General features: G+C 59.6%; 13 protein-coding genes. 10 read left to right on the top strand and 3 right to left on the bottom strand.

Features of this window, described 5'->3' with window-relative positions; translation table 11 throughout:
* Nucleotides 1-212 precede the first annotated feature (212 nt).
* From AB1495_RS00170 to AB1495_RS00125, 10 genes are all read left to right on the top strand, one after another.
* Complete coding sequence (locus AB1495_RS00170) at nt 213-3,629, top strand: indolepyruvate ferredoxin oxidoreductase family protein (RefSeq protein WP_074634389.1); 3,417 nt, start codon at nt 213-215, stop codon at nt 3,627-3,629.
* 97 nt (nt 3,630-3,726) lie between these two features.
* The gene (locus tag AB1495_RS00165) at nt 3,727-4,626 is read left to right on the top strand and encodes a lysophospholipid acyltransferase family protein (protein WP_051843964.1); all 900 of its coding nucleotides are present in this window, start codon (nt 3,727-3,729) and stop codon (nt 4,624-4,626) included.
* Between the two features lie 12 nt (nt 4,627-4,638).
* Nucleotides 4,639-5,448 carry a glutamate racemase gene (locus AB1495_RS00160; protein ID WP_005853874.1) on the top strand — a complete coding sequence of 270 codons (810 nt, stop codon included), beginning with the start codon at nt 4,639-4,641 and terminating at the stop codon, nt 5,446-5,448.
* Nucleotides 5,449-5,484: 36 nt separating this feature from the next.
* Nucleotides 5,485-6,513, top strand: a complete 1,029-nt coding sequence (gene argC / locus AB1495_RS00155; RefSeq protein WP_074634387.1) for an N-acetyl-gamma-glutamyl-phosphate reductase — start codon at nt 5,485-5,487, stop codon at nt 6,511-6,513.
* A 6-nt stretch (nt 6,514-6,519) separates the two neighbouring features.
* Entirely contained in the window at nt 6,520-6,963 is a 444-nt protein-coding gene (ccmE, locus tag AB1495_RS00150) for a cytochrome c maturation protein CcmE (RefSeq protein ID WP_074634386.1), read from the top strand.
* A gap of 80 nt (nt 6,964-7,043) precedes the next feature.
* Nucleotides 7,044-7,655, top strand: coding sequence for a holin-associated N-acetylmuramidase (locus AB1495_RS00145; RefSeq protein ID WP_074634384.1), 612 nt, complete (start codon nt 7,044-7,046; stop codon nt 7,653-7,655).
* The gene (locus AB1495_RS00140; RefSeq protein ID WP_074634382.1) at nt 7,646-8,221 is read left to right on the top strand and encodes a holin family protein; all 576 of its coding nucleotides are present in this window, start codon (nt 7,646-7,648) and stop codon (nt 8,219-8,221) included. The genes AB1495_RS00145 and AB1495_RS00140 overlap by 10 nt, the downstream gene beginning before the upstream one ends.
* A 115-nt stretch (nt 8,222-8,336) precedes the next feature.
* Nucleotides 8,337-10,298: a heme lyase CcmF/NrfE family subunit gene (locus tag AB1495_RS00135; RefSeq protein WP_074634381.1), complete on the top strand. Its 1,962-nt coding sequence runs from the start codon at nt 8,337-8,339 to the stop codon at nt 10,296-10,298.
* Entirely contained in the window at nt 10,295-10,765 is a 471-nt protein-coding gene (locus tag AB1495_RS00130) for a cytochrome c-type biogenesis protein (RefSeq protein ID WP_009824815.1), read from the top strand. The genes AB1495_RS00135 and AB1495_RS00130 overlap by 4 nt, the downstream gene beginning before the upstream one ends.
* 72 nt (nt 10,766-10,837) lie before the next feature.
* Nucleotides 10,838-11,614 (top strand): enoyl-CoA hydratase-related protein, encoded by a 777-nt coding sequence (locus AB1495_RS00125; protein ID WP_009824814.1) that lies wholly within the window; start codon nt 10,838-10,840, stop codon nt 11,612-11,614.
* Between the two features lie 5 nt (nt 11,615-11,619).
* Here the strand turns inward: AB1495_RS00125 and AB1495_RS00120 are convergent, their stop codons facing one another.
* The 3 genes from AB1495_RS00120 to gltX form a co-directional block, all read right to left on the bottom strand.
* Nucleotides 11,620-11,913 carry a hypothetical protein gene (locus AB1495_RS00120; RefSeq protein ID WP_005853859.1) on the bottom strand — a complete coding sequence of 98 codons (294 nt, stop codon included), beginning with the start codon at nt 11,911-11,913 and terminating at the stop codon, nt 11,620-11,622.
* Between the two features lie 363 nt (nt 11,914-12,276).
* Nucleotides 12,277-13,572, bottom strand: a complete 1,296-nt coding sequence (gene gltA / locus AB1495_RS00115; protein WP_037944428.1) for a citrate synthase — start codon at nt 13,570-13,572, stop codon at nt 12,277-12,279.
* Nucleotides 13,573-13,686: 114 nt separating this feature from the next.
* Complete coding sequence (gene gltX / locus AB1495_RS00110) at nt 13,687-15,087, bottom strand: glutamate--tRNA ligase (RefSeq protein WP_074634379.1); 1,401 nt, start codon at nt 15,085-15,087, stop codon at nt 13,687-13,689.
* Nucleotides 15,088-15,173 lie beyond the last annotated feature (86 nt).

The following is a 15,173-nucleotide window of genomic DNA, read 5'->3' as shown; positions in this document are numbered from 1 at the left end:
GCGCGTTTTGCAGTTTAAAAACAACCCTCCGACGCGGCGCATCGGTATATGTGCGGTTATCTTATCACGGATAGATCGGGCGAAGGGGCAAAAGATCAAGCCCCGCGTCTTGGCGCTTTATGACCTAGGGTCAGACACAACGCTAGACAGGTCAGCTTTTGTGACCTAGTGTGATGCCATAGCTATTGATTGCACGTAGGGGAGGACGCGCTATGGGTACGCAAAAAATTTCACTAACTGACCGGTATGACCTCGAGAAATCGCCCGTGTTGCTGAACGGCACACAGGCGTTGGTGCGCCTGACGATGATGCAGGCGGCACGGGACAAGGCGGCAGGGTTGAATACCGCCGGATACGTGACCGGATATCGTGGATCGCCACTGGGGGCCGTTGACCTTCAGATGGACCGCGCCGCCAAGACGCTGGCCGCGCATAACGTCGTGTTCGAACCAGGCCTGAACGAAGACCTTGCCGCTACGGCCCTATGGGGCAGCCAGCAGGCAGAATTGCGCGGTGAGGGGAAGTACGACGGTGTGTTTGGCCTGTGGTACGGTAAGGGCCCGGGTGTGGACCGCTCTGGCGATGTGATGCGTCACGCGAATATGGCGGGCTCGTCCGCGAACGGTGGTGTTCTGATGGCCATGGGGGATGACCATACGGGTGAATCCTCTACCGTGTTGCACCAGTCAGAATGGGCGATGGTGGATGCCTATATGCCCGTCGTCAGCCCCGCCGGTGTGCAGGAGATCCTTGATTACGGTATCTACGGCTGGGCGCTAAGCCGTTTCAGCGGACTATGGGTCGGGCTCAAGACGATGAAGGACACCGTAGAGGCGACATCGGTCGTGAATGGTGACCCGAACCGAATGAAGCTGGTCACCCCGCAGTTCGATATGCCGGACGGTGGGCTGAACATTCGTCTGCAAGACACGCCGCATCTGCAAGAAGCGCGGATGATTGACCATAAACGATATGCCGCCGAAGCGTTCAGCCATGCCAACAAAATGGACAAGCGCATGTGGGGCAAGCGCGGGGCCAAGATCGGCATCGCGGCAGCCGGTAAGAACTGGCTGGATGTGATCCACGCCATGAGCTTGCTTAACATCGACGAGAACGAAGCCGAACGTCTGGGGATCACGCTCTATAAGATCGGGCAGACCTTCCCGCTGGATATGAAGGGGTTCCATTCCTGGGCCGAAGGGCTCGATCTGGTGATCGTCGTGGAAGAGAAGCGCAAGCTGATCGAGGTGCAGATCAAAGAGGCGCTGTTCTCGGATACGCATCGCCGCGTCTATGGCTGGCACAAAGGCGGTGGTGCCGGGATGGAGCATGGCGAAGAGCTGTTCCCCACCCGTGGCGCACTGGACCCGATCTGGATTGCCGAAAAGCTGGGCGGTATCTTTATCGAGGAAGGCCGGACGACCGATGGCATCAAGGCGGGTATGGAAGCGCTGGATACCGCGCGTCGTGCCGACAACGCCGAAGACATCGCTGCGCGTGTGCCCTACTTCTGTTCGGGCTGTCCGCATAACTCATCAACCAAGCTACCAGAGGGGAGCCGCGCCTACGCCGGGATCGGTTGCCACTATATGGTGCAGTGGATGGATCGCGAGACAACCGGCTTTACCCATATGGGAGGGGAAGGTGCGAACTGGATCGGTGAATCCAAGTTCTCTACACGCGACCATGTGTTCCAGAACCTCGGGGACGGGACATACAACCATTCGGGTAATCTGGCGATCCGTGCGGCCATCGCGGCCAAGACGAACATCACCTACAAGATCCTTTATAACGATGCCGTTGCCATGACCGGTGGCCAGCACAACGAAGGCGATCTGGACGCGCCGCGTATCGTGGCAGAGGTGAAGGCCATGGGCGTCAAGAATATCGCCGTGGTCTATGACGAGAAAGAAGACGTAGACGAAAAAGCCTTTGGCGACGTGCCGATGTACGAGCGTGCAGACCTTCAGACCGTGCAAGAGAATTTCGCCAAACATAAAGGCGTCAGCGTTATCGTCTATATCCAGACCTGTGCCGCCGAGAAACGTCGCCGTCGCAAACGGGGGCTGTTCCCTGATCCCGACAAGCGCGTGTTCATCAATACCGATGTCTGCGAAGGCTGCGGGGATTGTGGTGTGCAGTCCAACTGCGTCTCGATCGTGCCCGAAGAAACAGAACTGGGGCGCAAACGGGCGATTGATCAATCCTCGTGCAACAAGGATTTCTCGTGCGTCAAAGGGTTCTGCCCGTCCTTCGTGACGCTGGAAGGGGCCAAGATCCGCAAGGACCCCACGACAGAGGTCAAGATTCCCGACCTGCCCATGCCGACCCTGCCTGCGATCAATGGCACGCATAACGTGGTGATCACCGGTGTCGGTGGGACCGGCGTTGTGACCATCGGTGCCGTGCTGGCGCAAGCCGCGCAGATTGACGGCAAGGGCGCTGGGATGATGGAGATGGCAGGCCTTGCCCAAAAGGGCGGTGCCGTACATATCCATTGCCGTATTGCAAACCGTCCCGAAGACATCAGTGCCATTCGCGTGGCAACGGGTGAAGCGGATGCGTTGATCGGGGGTGATCTTGTTGTCTCTGCCGGGACCAAGACGCTTGGCCTGACGCGCGCTGGGCGGACGGGGGCGGTCGTGAACTCGCACCAGATCATCACGGGCGAGTTTACCCGCGATACCGAGTTCCAGATGCCCTACGACCGGCTCACCCTCGCGCTTGAGGCGCGGCTGAAGGATGACGTCGCGCTGTTTGATGCCTCTGATCTGGCGAAGGCGACGCTGGGGGATTCGATCTATTCAAACATGATGATCTTCGGCGCGGCCTGGCAGCAGGAGTTGATCCCGCTGTCGCTGGACAGTTTGCAACAGGCGATCACGTTGAACGGTGCCGCGGTCGCGCGGAACTTGCGTGCGTTTGAACTGGGCCGTTGGGCCGTGCTGCACCCCGAAGATGCCAAGCGCGTGATGACACCCAATGTTGTCGCCCTGCCGAAAACGCTGGATGAACGGATCGCCTTCCGCAAGGACCACCTGATCGCCTATCAGGGCAAGCGGCTGGCGAAGCGTTATGGCACCATGGTGGACAGCATTACCGACGCGCGCCTGAAAGAGGCCGTGGCCTTGGGCTACCACAAGCTCCTGTCCTATAAGGATGAATACGAGGTCGCGCGCCTGTTGAAATCCACCCGCGCCAAAGTGGCAGAGGCCTTTGAGGGGGATCCCAAGCTGACCTTCAACCTTGCGCCACCGATCCTGTCGAAAACTGGCGCGGATGGCCGTCCGATGAAACGGACCTTTGGCGCGTGGATGGAGGGGCCGTTCAACATGCTGGCGCGGATGAAGTTCCTGCGCGGCACGCCGTTCGATCCCTTTGGTCGTACCGACGAACGCCGGATGGAGCGGTCCTTGATCACGCAATACGAGGCCGACATGAAGGATGTTCTGCCCAAGCTGACCGACGCAACCCATGACGCGATTGTCGCCTTGGCAGAGCTTCCCTTGCAGATCCGCGGCTTTGGTCCGGTAAAACAGGCGAATGAAGCCAAGGCCGCAAAGCGGCGCGAAGAGCTGCTGGCCGTGATCCGGTCAGGGGGCGCGCAAACCTCGCGCGCGGCAGAGTAGGCTGAATAGGCAGAGTAGGCAGAATAGGCTGACTGTCACGCGACTGTCATGATCCACTGCTAGAGGGCAAAGCAAAGCCCGTGAAAAGGAACCGACCTTGACCCTCTTGCAGCCCGATCTTCGGCCTCTGACAGCGCGTGACATCAGCTATGCCTATTCCGCCAAGTCGCGGCCCGCGCGTGCCTTCATCCGGCTGATGGAGAATAGCACAGGGCGGTTGGGGCTGATGAAACGCGCAACCGGCTATGAAGACGACATGGCGCGCGGGATGGGGTTCTTTGACGTGATGGTGCAGCGCTATGGGCTGACGCTTGACGTCGTGGGCGGCAGTCTGGCGAATATCCCTGAAACGGGGCCTGTCATCGCGCTGGCGAACCATCCTTACGGTATTCTGGACGGGTTGATGCTGGGGCATATGTTGGCGCGCCGCCGGGACGGGTTCAAGATCATGGCGCATTCGGTCTTTAACCGCGCGCCCGACCTGAACCGCCATTTGCTGCCGATCAGTTTTGACGAGGACAAGGCCGCGCTGGCGCTGAACCTGCGCACGCGCAAGACCGCGCTGGAGTATCTGGGGCAGGGTGGCGCGGTTGGTATCTTTCCGGGGGGCACCGTCAGCACCAGCGCACGGCCGTTTTCGCGCCCTATGGACCCGGGCTGGCGCAGCTTTACCGCCCGCATGATCGCGAAATCGGATGCCACCGTCGTGCCGATCTACTTCGACGGCCACACCAGCCGCCTGTTCCAGATTGCCAGCCATCTGCATCACACCCTGCGCATGGGACTGCTGATCAAGGAATTCCGCAAACGGGTCGACACGCCCGTGCGCGTGGTCATCGGCGACCCCATCGGCAGAAACGTGCTGGACCCCATGGCAAAAGACGCAAAAGCTATGATGGATTTCCTGCGCAAAGCGACGTATGAGTTGTCACCAGACCCGGCAAAATCCTTTGATCTGGGGTTTGAATTTGAAGATCGGCATCGTGCCGACAGGTGACGGCAAGGTGTTATGGCAGTTGGTATTTTCGATTCTGGGCTAGGCGGGCTGACCGTTTGGGATGCCGTGCAGGCACAGCTACCGGATGTGGATTTCGTGTATTTGGCCGATAGCGCCCATGCGCCCTACGGTGTGCGTAATGCGGATGACATTTATAACCTGACCACTGCTGCAACCCAGCGTCTGTTCGATGCAGGCTGCGATCTGGTGATCTTGGCGTGCAACACGGCCTCTGCCGCGGCGCTACGCCGGATGCAGGAAGGGTGGATCCCGTCGGACAAGCGCGTGTTGGGCGTCTTTGTGCCGCTGATCGAGGCGATGACAGAACGCCAATGGGGCGACAATTCCCCCCCGCGCGAGGTGGATCTAAAGCACGTGGCGCTGTTTGCGACGCCCGCAACAGTGGCAAGCCGTGCGTTCCAGCGTGAACTGGCCTTTCGGGCGATCGGCGTCGATGTCGAAGCGCAGGCCTGCGGGGGTGTCGTGGATGCGATCGAGGACGGTGATTTCATCCTCGCCGAAGCGCTGGTGCGCAGCCATGTGGACGCGCTGAAACGCAAGATGCCCGCGCCCGAAGCTGCCATTCTGGGCTGCACCCATTACCCGCTGATGCAGGAAACCTTTCAGGACGCGCTTGGCCCCGATGTCAAAGTGTTCAGCCAAGCCAATCTGGTCGCCCATAGTCTGAGCGACTATCTAAAGCGTCACCCCAATATGCTGGGCACGGGCGAGGCGGCTTTCCTGACCACGGGCGACCCCAAAAAGGTCAGCAGCCGTGCCACGCAATTCTTGCGACGACCGTTGACCTTTCAAGCGGCCTAACACGTATTTTCTAACACTTTCCGAACGGAACCCGACATGACCCATAATATCGCCATTCTTGGTGCCTCCGGCTATACCGGAGCCGAGCTGATCCGGCTGATCGCTGGCCATTCCTTTATGCAGATCAAAGCTTTGGGGGCAAACTCCAAGGCGGGGCAAACCATCGCAGAGGTGTTTCCACACCTGCGTCATCTCGACCTGCCCGCATTGGTCACCATTGAAGAGATCGATTTCTCGGACATTGACCTGTGCTTTTGCGCCTTGCCGCATAAGACCAGCCAAGAGGTCATTGCGAACCTGCCTAAAGACCTGAAAATCGTCGATCTTTCGGCAGATTTCCGGCTGCGCGACCCCGAGGCATACGCCAAGTGGTACGGCAACCCCCATGCCGCGCTGGAGCAGCAGAAAGAGGCGGTCTATGGCCTCACCGAATTCTACCGCGAAGAGATCAAATCCGCGCGTCTTGTGGCCGGTACAGGCTGTAACGCCGCCACCGGCCAGTTCGCCCTGCGCCCCTTGATCGAAAAAGGCGTGATTGATCTGGACGACATCATCCTTGACCTCAAATGCGCCGTGTCCGGTGCGGGGCGGTCGTTGAAGGAAAACCTGCTGCATGCAGAGCTGTCCGAGGGGTACCACGCCTATTCCCTTGGTGGGACGCACCGCCATCTGGGTGAGTTTGATCAGGAGTTTTCCGCCATCGCCGGCCGTCCGGTCAAGGTGCAGTTCACCCCGCATCTGGTGCCCGCCAACCGCGGGATTTTGGCGACCGTCTATGTCAAAGGCGACGCCGAGGTGATCCACAAAACCCTTGCCGCGGCCTATGATGCCGAGCCCTTTATCGAACTGCTGCCCATGGGGGAGGCCCCGAGCACGCGCCATATTCGCGGGTCGAACTTCTGTCACATCGGCGTGGTGGCAGACCGGATCGACGGCCGCGCCATTGTGGTTGCCGCGCTCGATAATCTGACCAAGGGCTCCAGCGGGCAGGCGTTGCAAAACGCCAACCTGATGTTAGGTATTGACGAGGTCGAGGGGCTGATGATGGCTCCGCTATTTCCCTGAGGGCGCATGAAAAGTCTTAAAAAGCAACGGCGTATCCAGATTATCGGCGTCGCGGTCGTGGCGCTTGTGCTGTCCACGGCGCTGATTGGATATGCCATGCGCGACGGGATAAACTTTTTCCGCGCGCCCAGTCAGGTGATCGCCGAACCGCCCGGCCCGGCAGAGGTTTTCCGCATCGGTGGCCTCGTTGAAGAGGGCAGCCTTGTGCGCGGGGATGGTCTGACGATCCGCTTTTCCGTGACCGATGGCGGCGCGGCTGTGCCTGTGACCTACAGCGGTGTATTGCCCGATCTGTTCGAGGAAAATCAAGGCATGGTGGGGACAGGGCGTTACATCAACGGCACCTTCGAAGCGACGGAAATCCTTGCTAAACATGACGAGACCTACATGCCGAAAGAGGTCGTCGACGCCCTGAAAGAGCAAGGCGTTTATGTTGCCCCCGAGGGGTGATGCGTACGGGCCTGCCGGGTTTCGTTAACATCTGAGACGTCATTCTTGCAGCAGTGCAACCTGCAGGAAGGGCCAATTTGATGCAAACTGTTGAGGAAATTGCAAAGTCCATCGTCGCGCGTGAGGGGGGCTTTGTGAATGACCCCGATGATCCGGGCGGGGCAACGAACCACGGCGTCACCATCCACACACTGCGTCGGCTGGGGCTGGATGTGAACCGTGACGGCGCGGTAAATCTCGCCGATGTTCAAGAGCTTACTCAAGATCAAGCGACCGAGATATTCATCACCCATTACTTCCACAAACCCAAGATCGCGCAGCTGCCCCGTCCGCTCCAGCCCTCCGTTTTCGACATGTACGTGAATGCGGGGGCGAATGCGGTGAAGATTCTTCAGCGATTGTTAAGAGATATGGGGTTTGATGTGGCCGTGGACGGGGTGCTTGGACCGCAAACGCTTGGCGCTACGGGGCGCGCCTATGCCGCTGCACCTGCGCAGATGGTGGACGCCTACGCCGTGGCGCGGCGTAACTATTACTTTGGGCTGGCGGATCAGCGCCCCGCAAGTCGCAAATACGCCCGCACAAGGGCAGGAAAGAAGGGAGGATGGATCAAACGGGCAGAGGAATTCATGTCGCCGCGGTACCATCTGAGCATCCGTGACTTTAACGAAAGGGTCGCGGCATGGGGATGATTGATACCGCGCTTGCGTTGGTCTTTGGTGACGGCCGCAATGTGGTGCGCGACACGGTCGAGGTATTTCGCGCCAATGCGGAAAAGACGGCCGGCCGTGATGCGACCGCGCGGGAACAGGCTATGGTGCAATTTGGGGCGGAATTCGCTGTGCCTCGCAAGGGACGGTTTGACCGTTTCATGGACGGGCTGAACCGGCTTCCGCGTCCAGCGCTGGCGCTTGGTACCTTGGGCTTGTTCATCGCGGCGATGGTTGATCCGGTCTGGTTTGCCAGCCGGATGCAGGGCGTGTCGCTGGTGCCAGAGCCGTTGTGGTGGCTTCTGGGGGTTGTCGTGTCCTTCTACTTTGGCGCGCGGTATCAGGTGAAAACACAAGAGTTCCAACGCTCTATCGCGCGCACCATCGCGCAGACACCAACGGTGATGCGACATATCGAAGAGCTGGAAACGCTACGTGTTAATGGTGTTGAAGAAGGGGCCGTGCGGGATCTGGAAGGCGTATCTAGCGCAGTGCGCGACAGATCGGACAACGCGGCGCTTGCGGACTGGCGCAGGGCTGCGGGGTAACTGGCGCAGAGTTGCTGGGTAAGGGGGGACCCTGCGACGCTTTGCTGCGCACAGTCGTGTGATTTCGCGGTGAATCGGCATGGTATGGGGCGGTGCTCCGCTCTATGATCGGGGTATGATTACAGAGCTCGGACATTTCGCCCTTATCCTCGCCTTCGGCGTTGCCATCGTTCAGATGGTCGTGCCCCTGATCGGTGCCCATAAACGCTGGCCCGGGTGGATGGCTGTGGCAGAGCCCGCCGCCGGGGCGCAATTCGCCCTGACATTGCTGGCGTTTGGGGCGTTGATGTGGGCCTTTGTCACCTCTGATTTCTCGCTGCGATTGGTGGTGTTGAACAGCCACTCGATGAAGCCGCTTTTGTATAAAATCAGCGGTACTTGGGGCAATCATGAAGGCTCAATGCTGCTGTGGGTGCTCATTGTCTCGCTATTCGGGGCGATGGCCGCGTGGTTCGGGGGGAATCTGCCGCCGACTTTGCGGGCGCGGGTTCTTTCTGTGCAAGCCGCAATCGGTGTGGCGTTTTTTGCCTTCATCCTTTTCACATCCAACCCGTTCTTGCGGCTGGCGACGCCACCTTTTGACGGGCAGGATCTGAACCCGCTTCTGCAGGACCCCGGGCTCGCCTTCCACCCGCCGTTTTTGTATTTGGGGTATGTCGGCCTTTCGATGACCTTCAGCTTTGCCGTTGCCGCCTTGATCGAAGGGCGGATCGATGCTGCTTGGGGCCGGTGGGTGCGCCCTTGGACCCTGGCGGCGTGGGTGTTTTTGACGATCGGCATCGCGCTCGGGTCCTGGTGGGCCTATTACGAACTTGGCTGGGGCGGGTTCTGGTTCTGGGATCCCGTTGAAAACGCAAGCTTTATGCCCTGGCTTCTGGCGGCAGCGCTGCTTCATTCCGCCATCGTTGTGGAAAAACGCGAAAGCCTGAAAAGCTGGACGATCCTGCTTGCGATCCTGGCTTTTGGCTTCTCGCTGATCGGGACGTTTATCGTCAGGTCCGGGTTGCTAACCTCGGTCCACGCCTTTGCGAATGACCCCGAACGCGGCGTGTTTATCCTGATGATCATGGCGTTTTTCATGGGCGGTGCGCTGGTTCTGTTCGCGGCGCGCGCCAGCGCGCTAGAGGCGAAAGGCGTGTTCAGCATGGTCAGCCGAGAGTCGGCTTTGCTGGTAAACAACGTAGTGCTCGCCGTTGCGTGTTTCGTCGTGTTCATTGGCACGATGTGGCCCTTGCTGGCCGAAATGTTCTTCGACAGAAAATTGAGCGTTGGCCCCCCGTTTTTTAACGCCGCCTTTACACCTTTCATGATTATGCTGGGGCTGATCCTGCCGATCGGGTCGGCGATGCCTTGGAAGCGTGCGGTGATTTCGCGGGCGCTAAAGCCGCTACGCTACGCCTTCGTATTGGCGATTGCGATTGGAGGATTGGCCTACGCGATGCAGTCGGGGCGTAGCTTACTGGGTCCGCTCGGGTTGTTCTTGGGTGCGTGGATCGTGATGGGCACCGTTGTTGACCTGTGGGGGCGCACGGGGCGCGGTAGTAACCGGCTGCGCCGACTTGGGCGGTTGCCGCGTGCGGATTGGGGCAAGATGGTGGCCCACGCCGGCCTTGGGGTGACCATGGCGGGGGTGGCTGGCCTGACGGCGTGGTCGATTGATGACATCCGCGCCGTTCCGCTGGGGGACTCCTACGATGTGGGGCGCTACACCGTGCAGCTGGACGATGTCACCCAGGGCCAGGGGCCGAACTATACGGCGACGACCGGCAGCGTGACACTGTTCCACGACGGGGAAGAGATTGCGCAGTTGCGACCGGAGAAACGCTTCTATCCCGTTGCGCAGATGCCCACGACCGAAGCGGCGATCGACTATAATCTGCTGCGCGATGTCTATGTTGTGATCGGGGATGAACAGGCAAATGGCGGCTGGGTGGTGCGCACTTATGTCAAGCCGCTAACCAACTGGATTTGGATCGGCTGCGCGCTAATGGCCCTTGGTGGCGTGTTAAGCCTTTCGGACCGGCGCTACCGCGTTGCGGCAGGGGCGGCGAAATCAAAACCGGTGGCTGCACAATGAGAGCGCTGATCCTCGCCCTGATGTTGCTTGTAGCACCTGTGCTATCGGTTGCACCGACCTGGGCCGTGCAGCCGGACGAGGTGCTCTCGGATCCTGCACTTGAGCAACGCGCGCGCAGCTTGTCGAAAGGGTTGCGTTGCCTTGTGTGCCGCAACGAAAGCATCGACGAAAGCAACGCCAGCCTTGCGCGCGACCTGCGTATCCTGCTGCGCGAACGTCTGGTGGCCGGCGATAGCGACGAAGAGGCGGTCGCTTATATCGTCGACCGCTATGGTGAATATGTCCTGCTGAACCCGCCTGCGCGGGGATCGACCTGGGTGTTATGGGCGGCAGGACCGCTCATGCTGTTGATTGCGGCAGGGGTCGGGTTTGGCTACCTGCGCGGTCGTGCGAAGGCACCGTCCGTCGAACAGGCCCCGCTCAGCGCACAAGAACAGGCGCGGCTGGACGACATTCTGAAGCGATAACGCGGGGTTTCACTGGCGGTGGCCTGTCGTATGGGTAAGGTGCGGGGGAAATCTAGATGAGGAACCCGCGCCATGGACTATCAAACCCTGACCTATGAACTGACCGACGGGCTGGCCGTGGTCACCATGAACCGCCCCGACAAGATGAACGCGCTGACCACGCAAATGCGGGCAGAGATCGAGCACGCGTTTACCCAAGCGGGCAAGGACGCGCGTTGTGTGGTCATCACCGGTGCCGGTCGTGCGTTTTGCACCGGTCAGGATCTGAGCGACAGCAGCAGCAAGGGCTCGCTGGATCTGGAACGCACCCTGCGCGAGGAATACGGCCCCATGCTGCGGGCGATCACCAATTGTCCTGTGCCAACGATCGCCGCGGTCAATGGTCCTGCGGCGGGGGCAGGGGCGAACCTTGCACTGGCTGCGGATGTGGTCTTTGCGACGGAATCTTCCTATTTCCTGCAAGCATTTACGCGCATTGGACTGATGCCCGATGCGGGCGGCACCTACACGTTGCCCCGCCAGATGGGCACGGCCAAGGCTATGGGCGCGGCCTTGTTCGCGGATAAAATCTCTGCCCGTCAGGCGGATGACTGGGGGATGATTTGGGAAGCCGTGGCTGATGCCGCGTTTGACAACCATTGGCGTGCCAAGGCGGCGCATCTGGCGCAAGGACCGACCGCAGCCTATGCCGCTGCCAAGAACGCCATTCGCGCCAGCTGGGACAATACGCTGGAGGATCAGCTGTCGCTAGAGGCGCAGGAACAAGGCAAATGCGGGCAATCACGTGATTTCAAAGAGGGCGTGATGGCCTTTATGCAGAAACGTCCCGCGAGCTTCGAGGGCCGCTAATCCCGCTAGACCGAGCGTTCGACCAGCAACACGTCATCGGGGTTGAGGGTCGGACGCGAGGCGCTGGCAACCACGGCCACCGCTATCCCGTCTGCGAGCACCGTGTGAACGCTGCCTGACACTTGCTTTACCGTGATCCGCGGCGGCGTCTGGCCCTTGTCATAGACCACCGCGATCTGGTCACATTTCTGTTCGATATCATGCACGAACGATCCCTGCGGCGCGGGATGATGTCGTGCGGTCTTGCAGCTTAGACTGGTCGCGTTATCCCATTGCAGGCGAGGCCGAGGGTCGTTCATCCGGTCATCCTTTCCGCGGGGGGCAGCGGGCGTATTGGGGTCTGCTGTGCATCGCACAGGGTAAACCTGCGCTGAATTGACGATGAATCTGGGATGATCGGGGCGGTTGGTCAATCAATTTTGGCCATTATGCCCAGCTTGGAAACAACAACACAAAACTGCCATATTTCGGACCCTATGGTTTCGAAATGGGGAAAAGTGAGTTGAAACAGTGGGCTGGAAAGAGGCGCTTTGATCACGGGGCGCTTTCTGGCGAGCTTTCAGGTGATTCTCTTTGTCCTGGGTTTCAGGCAGCGGTAGCACACCGTGAAACGCAAAACGCCCCGCCGTGAGGGCGGGGCGTTTTGACTAATGTACTGACATTCAGCGCTTTTCGATATCCACATAGTCGCGTGGTGTTTCGCCAAGATACAGCTGACGGGGACGCCCGATTTTCAGCTGAGGATCGCTGATCTGCTCTTTCCACTGCGAGATCCAGCCAACGGTCCGTGCCAGCGCAAAGATCGGCGTGAACATCGACGTGGGGAAACCCATCGCTTCGAGGATGATGCCCGAGTAGAAATCGACGTTCGGGAACAGCTTCTTCTCTGCGAAATACGGATCTTCCAGCGCCTGTTTTTCAAGCTCTTTCGCGACCTGCAGGATCGGGTTGTTTTCGACACCCAGCAGCTCAAGCACTTCGTCCGCGCTTTCTTTCATCACGGTCGCGCGTGGGTCGTGGTTCTTGTAGACGCGGTGACCAAAGCCCATCAGGCGGAACGGGTCGTTCTTGTCCTTGGCGCGGGCGATGAATTCAGGGATGCGGTCCGGTGTGCCGATCTCTTTCAGCATTTCAAGACATGCCTGGTTCGCCCCACCATGCGCGGGCCCCCAAAGGCAGGCGATGCCAGCAGCGATACAGGCAAAGGGGTTCGCCCCAGAAGAGGACGCCAGACGCACGGTCGATGTCGATGCGTTCTGTTCGTGGTCCGCGTGCAGCGTAAAGATGCGGTCCATCGCACGGGCAAGGATCGGGTCGACGACATAATCCTCGGCAGGGACGGCGAAACACATGCGCAGGAAGTTACCGGCATAGTCTACGTCGTTGCGCGGATAGATGAACGGCTGACCGATGGTGTACTTATAGGCCATCGCGGCAATCGTCGGCATCTTGGCGATCAGACGGATCGTTGCCACTTCGCGCTGGTGCGCGTCGTTGATGTCGGTGCTGTCGTGGTAGAAGGCAGACATCGCGCCCACAACGCCGACCATGATCGCCATCGGGTGTGCATCACGGCGGAAACCACGGAAGAAGTTGATCATCTGCTCGTGGATCATGGTGTGGTTGGTCACCAGATTTTCGAACTCTTCCAGCTGCGCGGCAGAGGGCAGTTCGCCATACAGCAGCAGGTAGCACACTTCGAGGTAGTGGGATTCGCTGGCCAGTTGGTCGATCGGATACCCGCGGTGCAGCAACACGCCTTCGTCACCGTCAATGAAGGTGATCGTGCTGTCACAGGCCGCTGTCGAGGTGAAGCCAGGGTCATATGTGAACACATTCGCCTGAGAGAACAGCTTGCGGATGTCCATGACATCCGGGCCCGCCGACGGGGAATAGATCGGCAGTTCAAAGCTGTTCCCGTCGATGGTCAACGTTGCGGATTTTGTACTTTCGGCCATGAAGTCCCTTCCTATCGTTTTATCGACGTGCGTTATGCCGTCGACTGGGGAGATACCGAAACGGTCCGCCCCTCAGTTATTGTTGAGCATATCAGGAATATGCTTTTGCATATCTTAGATAGCCGCATCGTTTAAACGGGCAAGGCTTTCGTCACGCCCAAGTACCAGCATCATATCGAAAACTGATGGGGTTGCTGCCCGCCCGGCGAGTGCTGCGCGCAGCGGCCCCGCCAGTTTGCCGAATTTGGTGTCCCGAGCGGCGGCAAAGCCGTTCAGCGCCTCCTCCAGCGTTTCTCTGTCCCAAGTAACATTCTGCAACTGCGGCGTCAATTCAGTCAGCATACCACGGGATACATTGTCCAAGTGCTTGTCTGCCTTCTCGTCCGGTTGGATGGGGCGTTCGGCGAGGATAAACTCAGCTTTTTCAAGGAGATCAGGAAATTTCTTCGCGCGATCCTTTAAGCAATACATCGCCCGCTCCAACCCGTCAGCTTGCGCATTTGTGAGCGCGGGCAGACCGGCAGCAGTCAAATAGGCCTCGATCTCGTGCCGCAATGCAGCATCATCCGCCGCGGCGATGTGCTGCCCGCAGATGTTTTCCAGCTTCTTGAGGTCAAATTGCGCGGGGCTTTTGCGGATACCGTCCAGATCGAACCATTCTTGCGCTTGGGCGTCGGTGAAGAATTCGTCGTCCCCATGGCTCCACCCCAGACGGGCGAGGTAGTTGCGCATACCGGCCGCGGGAAAGCCCATGGCCTGATACTCCTGCGCGCCCAAAGCGCCGTGACGTTTAGACAGTTTCTTGCCGTCCGCGCCGTGGATCAGCGGGATATGCGCCCAGACCGGTACGTCCCAGCCCATGGCGTTGTAAATCATCATCTGCCGCGCGGCATTGTTGAGGTGATCATCCCCGCGGATCACATGGGTCACGCCCATGTCATGGTCATCAACAACAACGGCCAGCATATAGACGGGCGTACCATCGGAACGTAACAGTACCATGTCATCAAGCTGGTCGTTCCCGATCACCACGTCGCCCTGCACCGCGTCGTGGATGACCGTTTCGCCCGTCAACGGAGCCTTGATCCGTACGACATAGGGGGCGTCGGGATGCGTTTCGGGCGCGGCGTCACGCCAGGGTGATTGGTACAGGGTGCTGCGCCCCTCGGCCTTGGCCTGATCCCGGAACGCGGCGATTTCTTCTTGCGAGGCAAAGCACTTATAGGCCTTTCCTTCGGCAAGAAGTTGCAGCGCCACCTCGGCGTGGCGGGGCGCGTTTTCGAACTGGCTGACCACGTCACCGTCGTGATCCAGTCCCAGCCACGCCATGCCCTGCAGAATCGCTTCGGTTGCCTCGGGGGTGTGGCGCTGGCGGTCGGTGTCTTCGATACGCAGCAGGAATTTACCGCCCCGACCGCGTGCATAAAGCCAGCTGAACAGCGCCGTCCGCGCGCCGCCGATGTGCAGATAACCGGTAGGAGACGGGGCGAAACGGGTAACGACAGGCGTTGTCATGAGCGGAGGATCCTTTGCAGCAGAAGTTCACGGAAAACGCCCGTTCGGGGTGCCGTTTATCATTTGCTAACTCCTTTGGAGATAGC

This window comes from Sulfitobacter pontiacus, assembly GCF_040790665.1.
GTDB classification, from domain to species: Bacteria; Pseudomonadota; Alphaproteobacteria; order Rhodobacterales; family Rhodobacteraceae; genus Sulfitobacter; species Sulfitobacter pontiacus.
Note: the sequence above shows the minus strand (reverse complement) of the source record. Positions and strands in the feature narration are given on the sequence as shown.